Source organism: Fodinicola acaciae (genome assembly GCF_010993745.1).
GTDB lineage: Bacteria > Actinomycetota > Actinomycetes > Mycobacteriales > HKI-0501 > Fodinicola > Fodinicola acaciae.
Genome location: NZ_WOTN01000004.1, coordinates 684,153 through 700,755, shown reverse-complemented (window position 1 = coordinate 700,755; position 16,603 = coordinate 684,153). Strand labels below are relative to the sequence as shown.

At 68.1% G+C, this 16,603-nt stretch carries 15 protein-coding genes; 6 read left to right on the top strand and 9 right to left on the bottom strand.

The genetic code is table 11. The features are described 5' to 3' along the window. Positions 1–36: 36 nt before the first annotated feature. Complete coding sequence (locus GNX95_RS38810; protein ID WP_163512784.1) at positions 37–891, bottom strand: Fpg/Nei family DNA glycosylase; 855 nt, start codon at positions 889–891, stop codon at positions 37–39. A gap of 79 nt (positions 892–970) precedes the next feature. Here GNX95_RS38810 and GNX95_RS38805 point away from each other — a divergent pair, with 79 nt between their 5' ends. The 3 genes from GNX95_RS38805 (at position 971) to GNX95_RS38795 (ending at position 4,500) form a co-directional block, all read left to right on the top strand. Continuing rightward, entirely contained in the window at positions 971–2,167 is a 1,197-nt protein-coding gene (locus GNX95_RS38805) for an MFS transporter (protein ID WP_163513813.1), read from the top strand. A 47-nt stretch (positions 2,168–2,214) separates the two neighbouring features. Continuing rightward, positions 2,215–2,988 (top strand): class I SAM-dependent methyltransferase, encoded by a 774-nt coding sequence (locus tag GNX95_RS38800; protein WP_163512782.1) that lies wholly within the window; start codon positions 2,215–2,217, stop codon positions 2,986–2,988. Positions 2,989–3,999: 1,011 nt separating this feature from the next. Beyond that, positions 4,000–4,500: a DUF4232 domain-containing protein gene (locus GNX95_RS38795; RefSeq protein WP_163512781.1), complete on the top strand. Its 501-nt coding sequence runs from the start codon at positions 4,000–4,002 to the stop codon at positions 4,498–4,500. A gap of 60 nt (positions 4,501–4,560) precedes the next feature. Here GNX95_RS38795 and GNX95_RS38790 read toward each other — a convergent pair whose 3' ends face one another. From GNX95_RS38790 to GNX95_RS38775, 4 genes are all read right to left on the bottom strand, one after another. Further along, the gene (locus tag GNX95_RS38790) at positions 4,561–5,913 is read right to left on the bottom strand and encodes an extracellular solute-binding protein (RefSeq protein WP_163512780.1); all 1,353 of its coding nucleotides are present in this window, start codon (positions 5,911–5,913) and stop codon (positions 4,561–4,563) included. A gap of 122 nt (positions 5,914–6,035) precedes the next feature. Further along, entirely contained in the window at positions 6,036–7,070 is a 1,035-nt protein-coding gene (locus GNX95_RS38785) for an ROK family glucokinase (RefSeq protein WP_163512779.1), read from the bottom strand. A 163-nt stretch (positions 7,071–7,233) separates the two neighbouring features. Further along, on the bottom strand, positions 7,234–8,268 hold the full coding sequence (locus tag GNX95_RS38780; RefSeq protein WP_163512774.1) for a sigma-70 family RNA polymerase sigma factor: 1,035 nt from the start codon (positions 8,266–8,268) through the stop codon (positions 7,234–7,236). Between the two features lie 349 nt (positions 8,269–8,617). Next, positions 8,618–9,424 (bottom strand): ParA family protein, encoded by an 807-nt coding sequence (locus tag GNX95_RS38775; RefSeq protein ID WP_163512772.1) that lies wholly within the window; start codon positions 9,422–9,424, stop codon positions 8,618–8,620. A 157-nt stretch (positions 9,425–9,581) separates the two neighbouring features. Here GNX95_RS38775 and iolB point away from each other — a divergent pair, with 157 nt between their 5' ends. From iolB to GNX95_RS38760, 3 genes are all read left to right on the top strand, one after another. Beyond that, a complete protein-coding gene (iolB, locus tag GNX95_RS38770; protein WP_163512770.1) occupies positions 9,582–10,463 on the top strand; it encodes a 5-deoxy-glucuronate isomerase in 882 nt (293 codons plus the stop codon). After that, on the top strand, positions 10,460–11,476 hold the full coding sequence (locus GNX95_RS38765) for a Gfo/Idh/MocA family protein (RefSeq protein WP_222854265.1): 1,017 nt from the start codon (positions 10,460–10,462) through the stop codon (positions 11,474–11,476). The genes iolB and GNX95_RS38765 overlap by 4 nt, the downstream gene beginning before the upstream one ends. Positions 11,477–11,753: 277 nt before the next feature. Then, a complete protein-coding gene (locus GNX95_RS38760; protein ID WP_222854264.1) occupies positions 11,754–12,362 on the top strand; it encodes an endonuclease V in 609 nt (202 codons plus the stop codon). Positions 12,363–12,423: 61 nt separating this feature from the next. Here the strand turns inward: GNX95_RS38760 and GNX95_RS38755 are convergent, their stop codons facing one another. Genes GNX95_RS38755 through GNX95_RS38740 form a run of 4 tightly spaced genes read right to left on the bottom strand, consistent with a single transcriptional unit; the run spans position 12,424 to position 16,484 of the window. After that, positions 12,424–13,320: an ROK family protein gene (locus GNX95_RS38755; RefSeq protein ID WP_246281918.1), complete on the bottom strand. Its 897-nt coding sequence runs from the start codon at positions 13,318–13,320 to the stop codon at positions 12,424–12,426. Between the two features lie 22 nt (positions 13,321–13,342). Next, entirely contained in the window at positions 13,343–14,203 is an 861-nt protein-coding gene (locus GNX95_RS38750; RefSeq protein ID WP_163512765.1) for a carbohydrate ABC transporter permease, read from the bottom strand. Beyond that, positions 14,203–15,129: a carbohydrate ABC transporter permease gene (locus GNX95_RS38745; RefSeq protein ID WP_163512763.1), complete on the bottom strand. Its 927-nt coding sequence runs from the start codon at positions 15,127–15,129 to the stop codon at positions 14,203–14,205. Before GNX95_RS38745 ends, GNX95_RS38750 begins: the two co-directional genes overlap by 1 nt. Continuing rightward, positions 15,129–16,484 carry an extracellular solute-binding protein gene (locus GNX95_RS38740; protein ID WP_163512761.1) on the bottom strand — a complete coding sequence of 452 codons (1,356 nt, stop codon included), beginning with the start codon at positions 16,482–16,484 and terminating at the stop codon, positions 15,129–15,131. The genes GNX95_RS38745 and GNX95_RS38740 overlap by 1 nt, the downstream gene beginning before the upstream one ends. Positions 16,485–16,603 lie beyond the last annotated feature (119 nt).

Here is a 16,603-nt window from a genome sequence, read left to right as displayed (position 1 = left end):
TCCGACGACGCAATCGGAATCCGATTGCGTCGTCGGTTATTTGAGGAGGCGGGAGAGGCGGCGGTCAGCCAAAGGTTTGCCGCCGGTCTGGCAGGTTGGACAGTATTGCAGCGACTTGTCCGCGTACGACACCTCGCGGACCGTGTCGCCGCAGACCGGACAGGGCATGCCGGTGCGCGCGTGTACGCGCAGCCCGGAGCGCTTCTCCCCCTTCAGCGTCGCCGATCCCTGGCCGACGCTGCGCGACACCGCGTCGGTCAGGATCGTCCGCATCGCCGAGTGCAGGGTCGCCACGTCGTCCGGCGACAGCTTCGACGAGATCGCGAACGGTGACAGCTTCGCCAGGTGCAGGATCTCGTCGGAGTACGCGTTGCCGACGCCGGAGATCACCGACTGCTCGGTCAGCACGTTCTTGATCCGGCTCCCCTGACCGGACAGGATCTCGGCGAGCTCGTCCACCGTGACCGACAGCGCGTCAGGCCCGAGCCGCGCGACACCGGGCACCTCCGAGGCATCCTTCACCAGGTAGACCGACAGGCCTTTCTTGGTGCCGGCCTCGGTCAGGTCGAAGCCGGAGCCGTCGTCGATGTGCAGCCGCAGCGCGATCGGCCCCTTTCCCGGTCGCGGCGGCGCGGGCGGCAGGGACTCGCGATAGTGCAGCCAGCCGGCGCGCGCCAGGTGGACGACCAGGTGCAGGCCGTCCACGTCGATGTCCAGGAACTTGCCGTGCCGGCCGGCACCGGTCATGGTCAGGCCGGCCAGCGCGGTGACCGGCGGGTCGTACGTCTTCAGAGCGCTGATCGCCACCGGGTCGACGCGTGCGACGGCATGGCCGACCGCACGCTCGCGCAGGTACGCGGCGAGCGCCTCCACCTCAGGCAGCTCAGGCACGTCACCCAGTCTGGCACGACACGCCAGATGAGGCTGATGTCACAGCGGCACCGGAGATGAAACGTCCTACCTTGAAGGCATCGACACCGTTAGCAAGGCCAACAACCATGCGGTCCGCGCGGCCACCGGTGCTGTCATCGCGACCGTCGCTTCCGTCGTACCGGTCTTCCTGCTCGGTGGCCTGTCCGTCTTCATGATCCGGGAGCTGCACATCAGTCCGGCCGGCCTCGGCGGGCTGGTGGCGATCTACTTCGCCGTGTGCGCGGTCGCGTCGCTGCCGGCCGGCCGGTGCGCCGAGCGCTACGGTGCCGCGCCGGTCACGCGCTCCGGCATCGTGCTCGCGGCGGCGTGCATGGCCGGCATCGCGTTGCTGGCGCATTCGTACGCGGTGGTCGTCGCCTTCCTGGTGGTCGGCGGCATCGGCAACGCTTTTGGCCAGCTCGGCTCGAACCTGTCGCTGGCCGAGTCGGTGCCGGCGCGGCGGCAGGGCCTGTCGTACGGCGTGAAACAGGCGGCCATTCCGACCTCGACGCTGATCGCCGGCATCGCGGTGCCGGCGCTCGGCCTGACGGTCGGCTGGCGGTGGGCCTTCGGTGTCTGCGCACTTCTCGCGTTGGCGGCACTCTTGGTCGTGCCGAAAGGAAAAGCTCGCGCCAAAGGTGGTGCGGGTGAGCGCGACGCCAAGCTCGCCGCGCTCGTTGTCGTCGCGGTCGGCGCGTGCCTGGCGGCCGGCACGGCAAACGCGCTCGGCACCTTCCTGGTCGGCTCGGCCGTCGACCACGGCGTCACCGAGGCGGCGGCCGGACTGGTGCTCGCGCTCGGCAGCGTCTTCGGCATCGCCGGCCGGCTGACCAGCGGCTGGGTCGCCGACCGGAAACCCGCCGGTCACCTGCGCATCGTGGTGGTGATGCTGGCGATCGGCGCGATCGGTCTGGCGCTGTTGGCCGCGCCCGGTCAGATCACCCTGGTGGTCGGCACGATTTTCGGCTTTGGACTCGGCTGGGCTTGGCCCGGCGTGGTGAACTTCGCCGTCGTACGGCTGAATCCGTCTGCGCCGGCCGCCGCCACCTCGATCACCCAGGCCGGTGTCTACGCCGGCGGCTGCGTCGGTCCGCTCAGTTTCGGAACGCTGGTCCAGCTGACCTCGTATCCGACCGCGTGGGCCGCCAGCGCGGTGTTGATGGCGGTCGCCGCCGGCCTGATGTACCTCGGCACCAGAATGCTCGCCAGCGGTGAAAAATCGCTGGCCGGCACGGTGTTGCCGGCGCCGCGCTGAACAAAATTGGGTTTCCACGCACCGAATCCATCCCCCAGACTTGCTCCATGGCAGACCTGGTGGCGTTCTACACCGACAATTTCGTCGAGTACGCGAGGCTGACCGACAGCGTGCACGGTCGGCTGGAATTCGTTCGTACGCAGGAATTGCTGCGCCGCCACCTGCCGCCGGCTCCGGCCAAGGTGCTCGATGTCGGCGGCGCGACCGGCATTCATTCCGGCTGGCTGGTCGAGGACGGTCACGACGTCACCTTGGTCGACGTCGTGCCGGCACACGTTGAGGCGGCGGCGAAAATCGCCGGGCTCAACGCTCGGGTCGGCGACGCGCGCGAACTCGAGGAAACTGACGGATCCGTCGACGCTGTCGTCATGCTCGGACCGCTTTATCATTTGCTGGAAAGAAAAGACCGGCTCGCCGCGATCACAGAAGGTCTGCGCGTGTTGCGTCCCGGCGGGCTTCTGGCGGCCGCCGCGGTGAGTCGCTACGCACCGATCCTGGACCTGTCGCGGCGTGGCCTGCTGTCCGACGAGACCGCCGCGCAGGCCGGCCGGATCGTGGCGACCGGTCGCGGAGTCCTCCCCGACGACTTCGTCGAGCTGGCCTATCTACACAGTCCGGACGGCCTCGCCGAGGAGATGGTCACCGCCGGTTGCGCCGAGGTCGAGGTGTATGGCCTGGAAGGACCGGCGTGGCCGGCGGCCGACAACAGCGGCGACCCGGAGTCCGAGGCGTCCGCGTTGCGCGCGGCGAGGCTGGTCGAGCGCGACCCGGCGATCCGCGCCGCGAGCGCGCACCTACTTGCCGTCGGCCGCGCCCGCTGACTCGAGGAAGGCGCGCACCAGGCGAGGCTCCTGCCGCCACCAGCGCAGGTGCTGCCGTGCGTGGCAACGCCGTGCCGCGACTCCAGACCAGGTCGGTCACCGTCGGCTCGCGGTTTTCCAGCCAGAAGTCGATGCGTTCGAAGGCAGCGAAGGCGACCGCACCGAGCCCGCATCGATACGCCCATGGCAGGCGGAAAACGAGATCGGCGAGGTAAAGCGGCAGGCCGACGGCCGCACCAGCCACCTGCAGCCGAAACAGGCTCAACGCGGTCAACCGCGGCACGTGCGGTTCGTGCGCGGCGGTCGACGAACGCGACGGCGACCCCGCACAATCCGACGACTCCCGCCGCGCCCACGAGAATCCCGCGGGTGACGCGCGTACGGTCCGAAGCCCGAGGACCGCCGTGGCGACCAACGTGATCCAGGTCGCCGCGACCCTGATGAGGGCCGGCGGATCCGTACGTGCCAGTCGCCAGCCGGGACTGCGCAGCCCCGCGGCAGGGCTCGCAGAGCCCGCCACGCGGCGACGGCGGCGATCGCGCCGGCAAGCAGCCATGCGACCGGATGCCGGCCGGCGCCTTCGGCCAACCGGCCGAGAGCCTCAGTCGCGGCGATGTTCTGCGGAGTTAGCGCCAGGACGCGGCGATAGGAGGCGCGCGCGTCGTCCAGCAGTGACAGCGCTGCCGCACTGTCCGGCTCGACCGCCAGCATCCGACGAAGCTGGACGACTGCCTCGGCGTGCCGGCCGAGGTCGACTGGCAACTGCGCGCGCTCGTACTGCGACATCCCCCCGCACCGCCTCACATAAGAGCGATCCGTCAACGTATAGCCGGTGCGGCGGGTCGGCGGACCAGATCAGCGAGGTCCACCGGAGTTGACCAAGAACACCATGTGACCATACGCACAGACAGTCACGGTGCTTATTTTCGCCTTCGAGCGTTCATCTGTTTGCTCTTGACATGTACGGTGGACGAGCTCAACGACAAGCGATCTTGCGAAAGGCGAAAACTCTTGCTCAACAAGGCAAAAATCATCACCGGCGGGCTCACCATGGCCGCGGTCGGTGTGCTGTCCATCGGTTCGGCTGAGGCGGCCACCGCCGCCACCGCGCCGGCGGCTTGCCAGGCCAACCAGCTCAACGTCACTGTCGGTCAGATCGATGCCGGCGCCGGCCAGCGGTATGCGCCGCTGCGGCTCACCACCAACGGCGCGCCGTGCACGCTGACCGGTTACGTCACCGACGCGCGGTTCATCGCGCGCGACGGCTCGGCATTGCCGACAAAGGCCAGCAAAGCGCCGGACACCGTCACGCCGACGACATTGTCGGCCGGACACGGTGCCACCGTCACGCTGCACTGGTCGGGCGTGCCGGCCGACGACGAGTCCGTCGACCAGGCTCCGCCGGCATACCTGACGTTCCGAGTCCCCGGTGGCAGTCACGACCTGACCGTACGGTGGCCGGACTCGCCGACCTATCAGCACGGCCAGCTGGATTTCGGCGCGTTCCATTAGAAAGCGCGGATGTGGCGGTCCGGCGGGACGCCACATCCGCGTCAGGATCCGGGTCAGTGGTCAGCCGGCGGCCACGTTGCCGGGGCCGACGATGCCTTTCAGCGCCGCCTCGTACGTGCTCGTCGCGGCCGCCGGCGTCGCCTGGCCGGTCATCACCGACTCCATCGCGGCCTGGATTTCGTTGGAGATGCGCGGATATTCCGGCAGCGCCGGCCGGTATTTGGTGACCGCGACCAGCGACGACCAGAACTTCGCGGTCGGATTGCTGTTCAGATAGCGCGGGTCGGCGGCCACGTCGGTCCGCACCGGCACGGCGGCCGCGGCCAGCGCGTACGAGAGCGAGCCTTCCTTGTTCAGCGCCAGCGAGATGAACTTGAAGGCGGTGTCGGCGGCCTTGGACTTCGAGCCGATCGACAGCGTCCAGCCGCCGGACATGCTGATTTTTCCTGGCGCCTGGCCATGTTGGGTCGGCATCGGCGTCTGCCCCATCACCGTCGACCACTGCGGCCACGGCCGCGCGCCGGTCGGCAGCCAGGTGCTGGACTGCCAGGAGCCGTCCAGGTTGATGGCCAGCCGGCCGGTCGGCACGAACTGCCCGTTGAGGTTGCCGCCGACGTTGGGGTCGAGCGCCTGCTGCGGCGACGGTCCGAGGCCCTGCTGATAGACGGTCTGGATGAAGGCCAGCGCGTCGGTGAATCCCTTGCTCGGCGCGATCCATTTCTTGGTCTTCTCGTCGTACAGCGTGTTTTCCGTGCCGTACAACAACATTTCCAGGCCCTGCATGGTGGAGGCCTCGCCGGCCGGCTTGCCGGAATAGATGTTCAGTGGGATCACGCCAGGCAGTTTCGCCTTGATGGTACGAGCGGCGCTGAGCACGTCGTCCCAGCTCTTGGGCTGCCAGTCGGTCGGCAGTCCGGCCTTGGCGAAAAGCTGTTTGTTGTACCAAAGTCCGCGCGTGTCGGTGTCGGTCGGCACGCCATAGATCTTGCCGTCGGTCCCCTTGGCCGCCGACTGCGCGGCCGGTGAGAACTGCTTCCACTCCGGCCACTTGGCCAGATAGTCGTCCAGCGGACGCAGGAAGCCGGCCTTGATGTCGGAGTTGATCAGGAAGGTGTCCTCGTAGACCACGTCCGGCGCGGTCGACGGCGACTTCTGCATCAAGGCGACCTTGGTGTAGTAGTCGTTCTCGGCCGCCTGTACGGGCACGAGCTCGGCCTTCAGGCCGGGGTTGGCCTTTTCGAAGGCCGCCTTGATCTTCTTGAAATGCGCGTCCAGTTGGATGCCGTTGCCGAACTTCTGATAGACGACGCGGATCGTCTTGCCATCCGACGAGCCACCGGACGAGCAGGCGGTCAGCACGGTGGTGGCGGTGAGTACAGCGGCGACGGTGGCCAGCATCCGGTTCGCGCGCATCCTGCGTCCTCCCGAATTCAGGTGACGAGAACCTATTGCGCCCTTTTCGCCAGGTCAACGTCCTGGCTGCTAACGGCCACCCATTGCCCGGCAGCCGGGCAATCGGGGCCCGATTGTGGGAATCAGATCAGCCGTTCACGGGTACGCGCACGCCGTCGCCGAGCGCGCCGGAAGCGGCGGGCGAGTGGCCGCGCGAGGTCGGCGGCGCCGATCAGGCCGGCGTTGTTGCCGAGCTGCGCGCGTACGATCCGCGCCTCCGGACGGAAGCCACGACCGGACAGGCTGCGCCGGAACGCGTCTCGCGCCGGCGCCAACAACAGGTCACCGGCGTCGGAAACTCCGCCGCCGATAACGAAAAGTCCGGGGTCGAAGGCCGAGGCCAGGTTGGCGATGCCGACACCGAGCCAGTGGCCGACCTCGTCGAACAGCTCGACGGCCGCGCGATCGCCGGACCGTGCGGCCTCGGTGATCAGCGGTCCGGTGATCGCCGACACGTCGCCGTCCACGCGGTCCAACAGGTCCTGCGCGACCGGCGAGTTCGCCGCCGCCAGGCCGCGCGCCTCGCGGACGAGCGCGTTGCCGCTCGCGTACTGTTCCCAGCAGCCGCGGTTGCCGCACTCGCACCGATGACCGCCCGGCACCACCTGCATATGGCCGAACTCGCCGGCGATCCCGTATTTGCCGCGCAAAACCGTGCCGCCGATCACCAGCGCGCCGCCGATGCCGGTCCCCAGGTTGACCAGCACCAGGTGGTCCTCACCCTGTCCGGCGCCGAACCTCAGCTCGGCCCAGGCGGCCGCGTTGGCGTCGTTGTCGACCGCGACCGGCAGCCGCAGCCGCCGACTCACCGCGTCGCGCAACGGCTCGTGCCGCCAGGCCAGGTGCGGGCTGAACAGCACCGAGGATCGCGACGCGTCGACGAAGCCGGCGGCACCGATGCCGACCGCGTGGATGTCGTTGTTCTCGGCCAGCTCGAAGACCAGCTCGGCGATGGTGTCCTCGACCGCCTGCGGGCTGCGTGTCGGCGTCTCGCGGCGCAGCTGGTCGATCACCCTGCCGTCGGGGTCGACCACCCCGGCGGCGACCTTGGTGCCGCCGATGTCGATGCCGGCGGTCAGCAGCGGTGGTACGGGCAGATACCCGCGCGGTGTGTTCATCGCGCCAGCATCATCGCTGATCAGCGCGGTCAGCGCGAGATGCGGTCATGGCAGCCATCGACTCCTGGAAACACCGCTCGCCGCCTGGTTCATACCCGGTGTGGCCCAGAAAACACCGATGGCCCGCCACCTCGTACGAGATGGGGGCCACGGGTGTGACGGGCTAGGCCGCGTCCACTCCGGACTCGGCCGCGAGCCGGCGCAGCTGGCCGATCGCCTCGCGCTCGATCTGCTGGATCCTGGCCCGGGACAGGCCGAGCCTGGTGCCGATCTCGGCGAAGGTGTGCGTCTCGCCGTCGTCCATGCCATAGCGGGCACGTACGACCGTGGCCGACCGCTCGTCGAGCCGCTCCACCAGCCGGTGCAGGTCGCTGTTCGCGTACGAGGCCAGCACGATGTCCTCCGGCCCCGGAATGACCGCGTCCTTGACGAAGTCCTCCAGCGCCGACTCCTCGTCGTCGCCGACCGGCGACTGCAGGCTGACCGGGTCCTTCGCGAGCCTGGTCAGCTCCTCGATCCGCGGTACGTCGACGCCGATCGCGTTGGCGACCTCCGCGTCGGACGGGTCACGGCCGAGCTCCCTGGTCAGGTCGCGCCGCGCACGGGTCATCCGGCCGACCTCCTCGCCGAGGTGGACCGGCAGCCGGATGGTCCGGCCGCTCTGCGCGATGGCGCGCGAGATCGACTGGCGGATCCACCACGTCGCGTACGTGGAGAACTTGAAGCCGCGCTGGTAGTCGAACTTCTCGACGGCGCGGATCAGCCCCAGGTTTCCCTCCTGGATCAGGTCCAGCAGGGACATCTGGCTGCGCGGATACTTGCGCGCCACCGACACCACCAGCCGCAGGTTCGCGGCCAGGAAGTGCTGGCGGGCCTTCTCGCCGTCGGCCGCGATCGCGCGCAGCTCGGCCACCGTCGCGGTCTTGCCGGACGGCAGCGTCACCTCGTGTCCCGACGCCAATACGTCAAACCTCGGCGCGTCGGACGTGGACCGGCCGAGCTCGGCGGTCAGGTCGCCGAGCAACTGCTCGGCGTAGACGCCGGCCTCGATGCGCTGCGAGAGCGCGACTTCCTCCTCGGCTGACAGAAGCGGCGTCGCCGAGATACCGTCCAGGTAGACGCGTACGAGATCTGCCGTGCTTTCGCTCTCGTCGGACGTACGATCGACGACGCGACGAGCGCGTGTTGGACGTTCCATCACTTGCGTATCTGAAGCTGCCATTGTTGCCTCCCGGTGCCGCCTTCGTACATCCACAACGGCCGGATGCGCCGACAGATTCCCGCGGCGGTGGCCCTTGTGAGGTCAGTCTCTGCAGGTCAGACGCGACAATCCGGGTTTGATGACGGAGTTCTCAGTCCACTCTCAGGTGACCTTCATCTCCGCGCCGACGAGCTAACGCACCGGCGGTCTGCTCGTGCCGACCGATCAGCACCACTGATCAGTGCGTCTGCCAGCACAAACCCGCGTCAGCGCGGCATCGTCCGGCCGCAGCAGCCAGAGATACCGCGGTGGCGGATGGTTCAAACCGTGATCGGCAAACTGTGATCTAGGCCCCAACGGCCTTCGAGGACCGCGAGCGTTTCTTAGAGCTTCGTAAAACCCGGTCCAGCAGGTGGTCGAAAGCGGCCGCGATCTCCCGGCCACCGGGGGTCGGCCACTTCTGCACCGGTACGGCGGCACCCTGCGCCTGCTGGATCGCCGACCGCTCCGGCAGCACGGTGGTCAGCACCAGCGGCCCGAACAGCTTGCGCAGCTCGGCGATCCGGAAGTCGTGCTCGGCCGAGCGGGCGCGTACCCGGTTGACCAACACACCGAGCGGCTGCAGGTCGGAGTTGTGGTTGGTGCGCTCGGCTTGTACGGCCTCGAAGGCGCGGTGGGCGCCGGCGACCGCGAAGACCGACGGGTCGGTCACCAGCATCGCGCGCTGCGCCGCGACCAGCGCGCCACGGGTCAGCTGGCCAAGGGATGGCGGACAGTCCAGCAGCACCAGGTCGTACGCCCGAGCCTGACCGTCCAATGTGGACAGTGCGGTCCGCAGCCTGGTCAGCTTGCGCGCGCTGGGGTCCGGCAGGTTGGCCGCTTCGGCGCTGTCCGAGCCGACGAGTACGTCGAGGTTGTCGCCCCAGCCGGAGGTGGCGACCGCGTCGGTCAGCCTGTTGCGTCCACCGAGCAGCACGTCGGCCACCGTGTACGGCGATTCCGCCGGCGACAGCGCGAAGGTCGCGTTGGCCTGGGGGTCGAGATCGACGACCAGAGTGCGCAGGCCGCGCTGCAACGCGGCGCCGGCGAGACCGAGCACGACCGTCGTCTTACCGACCCCACCCTTGAGACTCAGAACCGCAAGCGTGAGCACGGCGGTGAGATTACCGCGAAACGGGCCTGTCGCACCTGCCGTTGGAGATCAGAGACCGCAAACGCGACTCTGGACACTCTGTCCAGCGCTGGACAGAGTGTCCAGAGTCCGTATCCGCACACCTGGCCAGCGCGACACCGCGTGTGAGGATGGCGGCATGGTCTCCTCACTCCATCATCCGGCAGGATCGCTGGCCAGCGGTCCGTGGACCCTCGAGCTGACTCCGGAGCGAGCCGGTTGGACCTACAGCGGGTTACGCGTACTGGAGCTGCCGGCCGGCGGCACGCACGAGTGGCGGACCGGCGACGAGGAGATGGCCGTCCTGGCGTTGGCCGGAAGCGGCTGCGAGATCGACTGTGACGGCCTGACCGCGACGCTCGCCGGCCGGCCGTCGGTCTTCAGCGGACCGTCCGACTTCGTGTACGCACCTCGCGATGCCACCGTCACCGTACGGGCCACCGAACCGGTTCAGCTCGCGCTCGCCTCGGCACGCTGCGACAACCGGCTCAAGCCGCGGTACGTGCCGGCCGCGGACGTGCCGGTCGAGCTGCGCGGCGCCGGTCAGTGCAGCCGTCAGGTGCACAACTTCTGCGCCGCCGGGGTCTTTCCGGCCGACCGGCTGATCGCCGTCGAGGTGATCACGCCGGCCGGCAACTGGTCGTCGTATCCGCCGCACAAGCACGACGAGGACCGACCGGGCGAGGAGTCGGAACTGGAGGAGATCTACTACTTCGAGCTGTCCGGCCAACCGCCGCACGAGCGAGGAGCCGTCGGTTTCCATCGCGTCTACGGCACGGACGAGCGGCCGATCGACGTGCTGGCGGCCGTACGTCCCGGTGACGTCGTGTGCGTACCGCATGGCTGGCACGGACCGTCGACCGCGCCGCCCGGCTATCACCTCTACTACCTCAACGTCATGGCCGGGCCGTCCGCCGACCGCGCGTGGCTGATCCGCGACGACCCCGACTACGGCTGGATCCGCGGCCAGTGGCCGGACCAGGAGATCGACCCTCGGCTGCCAATCGGGGGTGCACGGTGACGATCCCGTTTCCTGAGCCAGTCCTGCGCGTAGGCGTGATCGGCGCCGGTGCGATGGGTGAGCACCACGCCGAGACGCTGGCCTTCGAGCTCGGCGGCTGCCAGGTCGTCGCGGTCGCCGACCTGGACCGGGATCGCGCCGGCCGGGTGGCCGAGAAGATCGGCTGCGACTCGACCGACGACGCCACCGCGGTGATCGCCGATCCGGCGGTGGACGCGCTGGTGATCGCGTCGGCGGACGCGACACACGAGCCGTACGTGCTGGCCTGCCTGGAACGCGGCAAGCCGGTGCTGTGCGAGAAGCCGCTGGCCCCGGACGCGGACGCGGCCGGCCGGATCATGGCCGCCGAGGTGGAGGTTGGCCGGCGACTGATCCAGGTCGGCTTCATGCGCCGCTACGACGCGGACTACCGGCGGATGAAGGCCGCGGTCGACGGGCGCGCGCTCGGCCAGCCGCTGCTGATGCACTGCGTGCACCGCAACCAGTCGGCCGGTGCCGACTTTCACAGCGCGTGGATGATCACCAGCTCGGTGTCGCACGAGATCGAGGCGCTGCGCTGGCTGACCGGCAGCGAGATCGTGTCGGCCACCGCCGTGCTGCCACGGTCGGTGCTGGAACACGTCTTCGACCCGCAACTGGTGTTGCTGCGTACGGCCGAGGGCGTCGTCGCCGACGTGGAGATCTTCGCGCGAGCGCAGTACGGCTACGAGGTGCGGGCCGAGCTGGTGCTGGAACGCGGCACGGTGAGCATCGGCATGCCGGCCGGCGCGGTCGTACGCACCGCGGAGACGATGTCGACCGCCGTGCCGCCGGGTTTCATCGAACGGTTCGCACCGGCGTACCGGCGGCAGCTGCACGACTGGATCCAGTCGGTGCGCAGCGAACGACCGGCCGGCGCGAGCGCCTGGGACGGCTTCGCCACCGCGATCGTCGCGGACGCCTGCATCGCGTCGCAACGCGGCGGCGGGACCGTACCGGTGTCACTGCCTGAGCGCCCCGCCCTGTACCACTGACGGTGGTGGGTCGCTGTGACCAATCCCGCAGTGTGGGCTATTGACCGCGCAATGGCTCGGCGAAATGACCGTTTTGCCGGGTCTTTGTGTCAACTCAGCCGTCCCAGTGGAACTCAGGGGCATCAATATCCCGACATTTGGGAGAAATTTGGCGCTGGGGGCTGCCAAAATCGTCTCCGGGTCAGTACCGTCCCTTGCTATGCGCGTGCCCGCCGTGTACAGCCCACCACGGAAAGTCATGAGTGGGCCACAAATCCGGCATACCGCGGTGCTCGACATGACCGATGACCAGCCTCGGCCGGTGCGCACCGCGGCCGGTCTGGATGCCGCGTACGACGAGACGACTGGCCTGCTCGCGGCGGCTGTCGTTGTGCTCGACACCAACACGCTCGAGCCGGTCGAGACCTCGGTGATGGTCGGCAGATCGGAGCAACGCTCGGTAACCGGCGACACGCTGCCGCGCCAGGTGCCGGCGCTGGTCGACGCGGTGAACAAGCTGACCGTACGGCCGGACCTGTTGATCTGCGACGGACAGGGGATCGCGCACGCCAACCGGTTTGGCCTGGCCTGCCAGATCGGCACGCTGACCAACCTGCCGACCATCGGCGTGGCCAAGGCACCGGTGATCGGCGCGACCGCCGACCTCGGCATCGAGCGCGGCGCGTGGGCCCCGCTGAAACACGCCGGCGAGACGGTCGGCCGCGCGCTGCGGACGCAGACCGCGGTCAAGCCGGTGTACGTGTCGATCGGCTTCCGCACCGACCTGGACACCGCCTGCGAGGCGGTGCTGAAGCTGTGTCCGACCTACCGGCTGCCGGAGACCACCCGCCAGGCCGACCAACTGGCACGCCGCGGCCTGCGCGAGTTCCTCGACGCCTTCGCTTAAGAGCAAAGTTCGCATGGCCACCATGCGTGCGTCGGACGCACGCATGGTGGCCATGCGAACTTCAGGCCCGGTCGAAGGCCAGCGCCGCCGCGCCGACCAGGCCGGCGGTGGTGCCGAGCTCGGCCGGCACGATCTCGATCCGCTGGGTGAAGGCCATCCCCGCATACGACCGCACACCTTCGCGTACGGCCTGGAAAAACGGCTCCCCGGCCTGCGCCACGCCGCCGCCGATCACCACGCGGTCGAGGTCGACCATCGCCGACGCGGAGACGATGGCCGCGCCGAGCGCGTCGGCGGCTCGGTCGATCGACGATCGCGCGACCGCGTCTCCGTTGGCAGCGTCGGCAAACACGCCGCGAGCGGTGGCGTCGGACGACGGCTGCCATCCCCGCGCCAGGGCCCAACGCGCGATGTTGGTGCCGGACGCGATCGTCTCCAGGCAGCCGTGACTGCCGCACGGACACGGATCGCCGCCGGCCTGCACGACGATGTGGCCGATGTGGCCGGCGTTTCCGGTCGGCCCCGCGTACGGCTGGCCGTCGAGCACCAAGCCGCCACCGACACCGGTCGACACGACCATCGACAGCGACGACTGCGTGCCGCGCGCGGCGCCGAAACGGTGTTCGCCGAGCGCGATCGCCAGGCCGTCGCCGAGCAGCCACACCGGCACCGACGGCACCAGCTCGGCGACCCGGTCGCGTAGCGGATAGTCGCGCCAGCCGTGGATGTTGACCGGTTTCACCCTACCGGCGCGCAAATCCACTGGTCCGGCGCAACCGAGACCGACGCCGACGATGTCGCCTTCCGGCCGGACAGCCGTCACCGCGGCCGCCAATGCCTGGAAAATCTCCTCGCCGTCATCGGTACGCGGTGTCGGCACCTGTTCTTTCGTCAGCAAAGTGCCATCTCGCCGGACCAGCGCTGCCGCGATTTTCGTCCCACCGACGTCGATGGCCACAGCTACCCCGTTGGACAACCTGTCAGCCCTTCACCGCACCGGACAACGTGAACGCGCCGCCGAGCGTCCTGGACACCACGATGTAGAGCACCACGACCGGGATCGAGTAGAGCAGCGAGTACGCGGCGAGCTGTCCGTACTGCACCTGGCCCTGCTGGCTGAAGAAGTTGAAGATGCTCACCGCCGCCGGTTGTTTGTTGGGGTCCAACAGAAGAATGAACGGCACGAAGAAGTTTCCCCACGACATAATGAAAGTGAAGATCGCCACCACCGCCATGCCCGGCAGCATCAGCGGAATCACCACCGACCGCAGCGCCTGCAGGCCGCCGGCGCCGTCGACCCACGCGGCCTCCTCGAGGCTGATCGGCACGCCGTCCATGAAACCCTTGGTCAGCCAGATGGAGAACGGCAGCTGTGTCGCGGACAGGAAAATCGCCGTACCTACCAGCGAGTCGAGCAGGTTGAGCTGCACGAACAGGCTGTAGACCGGCACCATCACCGCGGTCACCGGCAGGCCGGTGCTGAACAGGATGATGTAGAGAAACGGCCGGTTGAACCGCAGCTGGTAACGCGACAGCGGATACGCCGCGAGCACCGACACGACCATGGTGAGAATGGCCGACAGGCCACACATCAGCAGTCCATTGGCCATCGGCCGCAACGTGGTGTCGACGGTGAGCACGGCGGCGAAGTTGTCGAAGCTCGGATGCGCCGGCCAGGCGACCGACAGCTGCGCGCCGGGGTCGATCGAGGCCAGCACGACCCACAGCAGGGGCGCCGCGAACACCAGCGCGATCGCCGCCAGGACCAGGTATACCAGCGTCGCCGACACGGCCTTACGGGCCGACGTCACACCCAGATAGTTGTTTTGCGGCCTTGCCATCAGATCTCCGGCTTCAGTACGCGCATGTAGATCGCCGAGAAGATGCCACCGACCGCGAGCAGCACGAACGCGATCGCCATGCCGTACGCGAGATCGGAGAACTTGAACGCCTGCTGGTACATCAACAGCGGCAGCGTCTGGCTCTTCGTACCGGGACCGCCGGCGGTCATCGCGAAGATCAGCGTGAAGACCGACAGCGTCTGCAGGGTGATCAGCATCAGGTTGGTCATGATCTGCCGCCGTACCAGCGGCAACGTGATGTACCAGAACCGCTGGAAAACCGAGGCGCCGTCGACCTCGGCCGACTCCTGCACCTCCGGCGGCACCTCGCTGAGCGCGGCCGAGTAGACCAGCATCGAAAACGCCGTGCCGCGCCAGATGTTGGCCAGGATGACCGCCAACATCGGTGTGGTGTAAAGCCAGTTCTGCGCCGGCAGCCCCATCCCCTTGAAGACCATGTTGAGGGTGCCTTCGGGGTTGAGGAACGCATACCAGATGAACGCGGCGACGATCTCGGGCAGGACCCAGGCGCCGAGCACGACCGTGCCGACGATCGCGCGGATGACCCGGCCACGGTTCTGCATCAGCGTGGCGATCAGCAGGCCGAGCAGGTTTTGGCCGACGATCGCCGAGCCGACCACGAAGACGATGGTCAGGATGATCGACGGTACGAGCTGCGGGTCGGCCAGCATCCGCTGGAAGTTGGCCAGGCCGACGAACTGCACGTTGCCGGCGCCGGTGCCGGTCAGCGCCGTGTTGGTGAAAGCGCTGTAGAAACACCAGAGAATCGGTCCGGCGACGAACAGCAACAGCATCAGCAGCGCGGGACCCATCGGCCCCAGCCAGCGCAGCACCCCGCGGCTGCCGGGCCGGGCGTGGCCGGTCCGGTGCCGCGGGGTCACCTCGACGGTTTGCGTCGCTGCCATCAGCTGGCGGTCACCGAGTTGGCGCCGACAATGCCCTTGACCGAGTTCGCGTACGTGCTGGTGGCCGTCTCCGGCGTGGCCTGGCCGCTGACCACCGACTCCTGAGCGACCTGGATTTCGTTGGAGATCTGCGGATACGGCGGCAGTGCCGGACGGTAGTTGGTGATCGGCACCAGGCTGGCGAAGAACTTCGCGGTCGGGTCACCCTTGCCGTAGGTTGGGTCGTTGGCCACGTCCGTACGCACCGGGATCTGCGTCGCGTTGATGTCGTAGTAGAGCGAGTTTTCCTTGTTCAGCGCGGTGGAGATGAAGCTGAACGCCAGGTCCTTCTTGGTCGACTTGTTGCCGACCGCCAGCGTCCAGCCGCCGGACATGCTGACCTTGCCGGGAGCCTGGCCGTTCTGCGTCGGCATCGCCGCCGTCCCCATCACCTGCGACCACTGCGGCCACGGCGAGGCACCGGTGGAGATCCAGGTCTGCGGCATCCACGAGCCGTCCAGGTCGATGGCGAGCTTTCCCTTCGGCAGCAACGTGCCGCCGACCTGCGTACCGATGCTCGGCGACAGCGCCTGCTGCGGTGTCGGGCCAAGGCCCTCGCCGTAGACGGTCTTGACGAAACCGAGCGCGTCGGAGAATCCCTTGCTCGGCGCGATCCACTTCTTGGTCTTGTCGTCGTAGAGCTTGTTTTCGGTGCCGTACAACAACATCTCGTGGCCCTGCATGCTGGACTGCTCACCGCCGGCCTTGCCGACGTAGACGTTCAGCGGGATCACACCGGGGACCTTGGCCTTGATCGTACGAGCCGCGGTCAGCAGGTCGTTCCAGGTCTTGGGCTGCCAGTCGGTCGGCAGGCCGGCCTTGGCGAAGATCTGCTTGTTGTACCAGAGGCCGCGCGTGTCGGTGCCCATCGGAATGCCGTAGACCTTGCCGTCCTGGCCGGTCACCGATCCTTTGGAGGAGGCCACGAACTGGCTCCAGTCGGCCCACTTGCTCACGTACGTGTCCAGCGGCGCCAGATAACCGGCCTGCACGTCGGACGCGATCGTGAAGGTGTCCTCGTACAGCACGTCCGGCGCGGTAGACGGCGACTTCTGCATCAGGCTCAGCTTGGTCTTGTAGTCGGCGTCGTTGCCCTGGATCGGGACGAGCGTGACCTTCTTACCGGGGTTGGCCTTCTCCCACTGCGCCTTGACCTTCTTGAAGAGAGCGTCGCCCTGGATGTAGTTGCCGAACTTCTGGTAGGCGATCTTGATCGTGTTCGGGTCTCCCGAACCGCTGGAGCCGCAACCGGCGGCGGTCGCGGCCACCGCGACCAAGCCGGCGGCGATCGCCGCCGTGGCGAGCCTGCGGGCCATCTGGCACAACCTTTCCGTACTTTGCAGTCCTTCGTACGCAGTCACCTGCGCACAGTTGCCATCGATGTGATCTGTGACGCAGACTAAAGCTATTAGATTTATAAAGTCAATGGAGCAAG

What these genes read in the sequence shown, in the direction of transcription:
- GNX95_RS38790 (WP_163512780.1), bottom strand. Translation starts at nt 5,913, where the DNA reads ATGCGCGCGAACCGGATGCTGGCCACCGTCGCCGCTGTACTCACCGCC.
- GNX95_RS38780 (WP_163512774.1), bottom strand. Translation starts at nt 8,268, where the DNA reads ATGGAACGTCCAACACGCGCTCGTCGCGTCGTCGATCGTACGTCCGAC.
- GNX95_RS38800 (WP_163512782.1), top strand. Translation starts at nt 2,215, where the DNA reads ATGGCAGACCTGGTGGCGTTCTACACCGACAATTTCGTCGAGTACGCG.
- GNX95_RS38745 (WP_163512763.1), bottom strand. Translation starts at nt 15,129, where the DNA reads ATGGCAGCGACGCAAACCGTCGAGGTGACCCCGCGGCACCGGACCGGC.
- GNX95_RS38750 (WP_163512765.1), bottom strand. Translation starts at nt 14,203, where the DNA reads ATGGCAAGGCCGCAAAACAACTATCTGGGTGTGACGTCGGCCCGTAAG.
- GNX95_RS38760 (WP_222854264.1), top strand. Translation starts at nt 11,754, where the DNA reads ATGACCGATGACCAGCCTCGGCCGGTGCGCACCGCGGCCGGTCTGGAT.
- GNX95_RS38740 (WP_163512761.1), bottom strand. Translation starts at nt 16,484, where the DNA reads ATGGCCCGCAGGCTCGCCACGGCGGCGATCGCCGCCGGCTTGGTCGCG.
- iolB (WP_163512770.1), top strand. Translation starts at nt 9,582, where the DNA reads ATGGTCTCCTCACTCCATCATCCGGCAGGATCGCTGGCCAGCGGTCCG.
- GNX95_RS38785 (WP_163512779.1), bottom strand. Translation starts at nt 7,070, where the DNA reads ATGAACACACCGCGCGGGTATCTGCCCGTACCACCGCTGCTGACCGCC.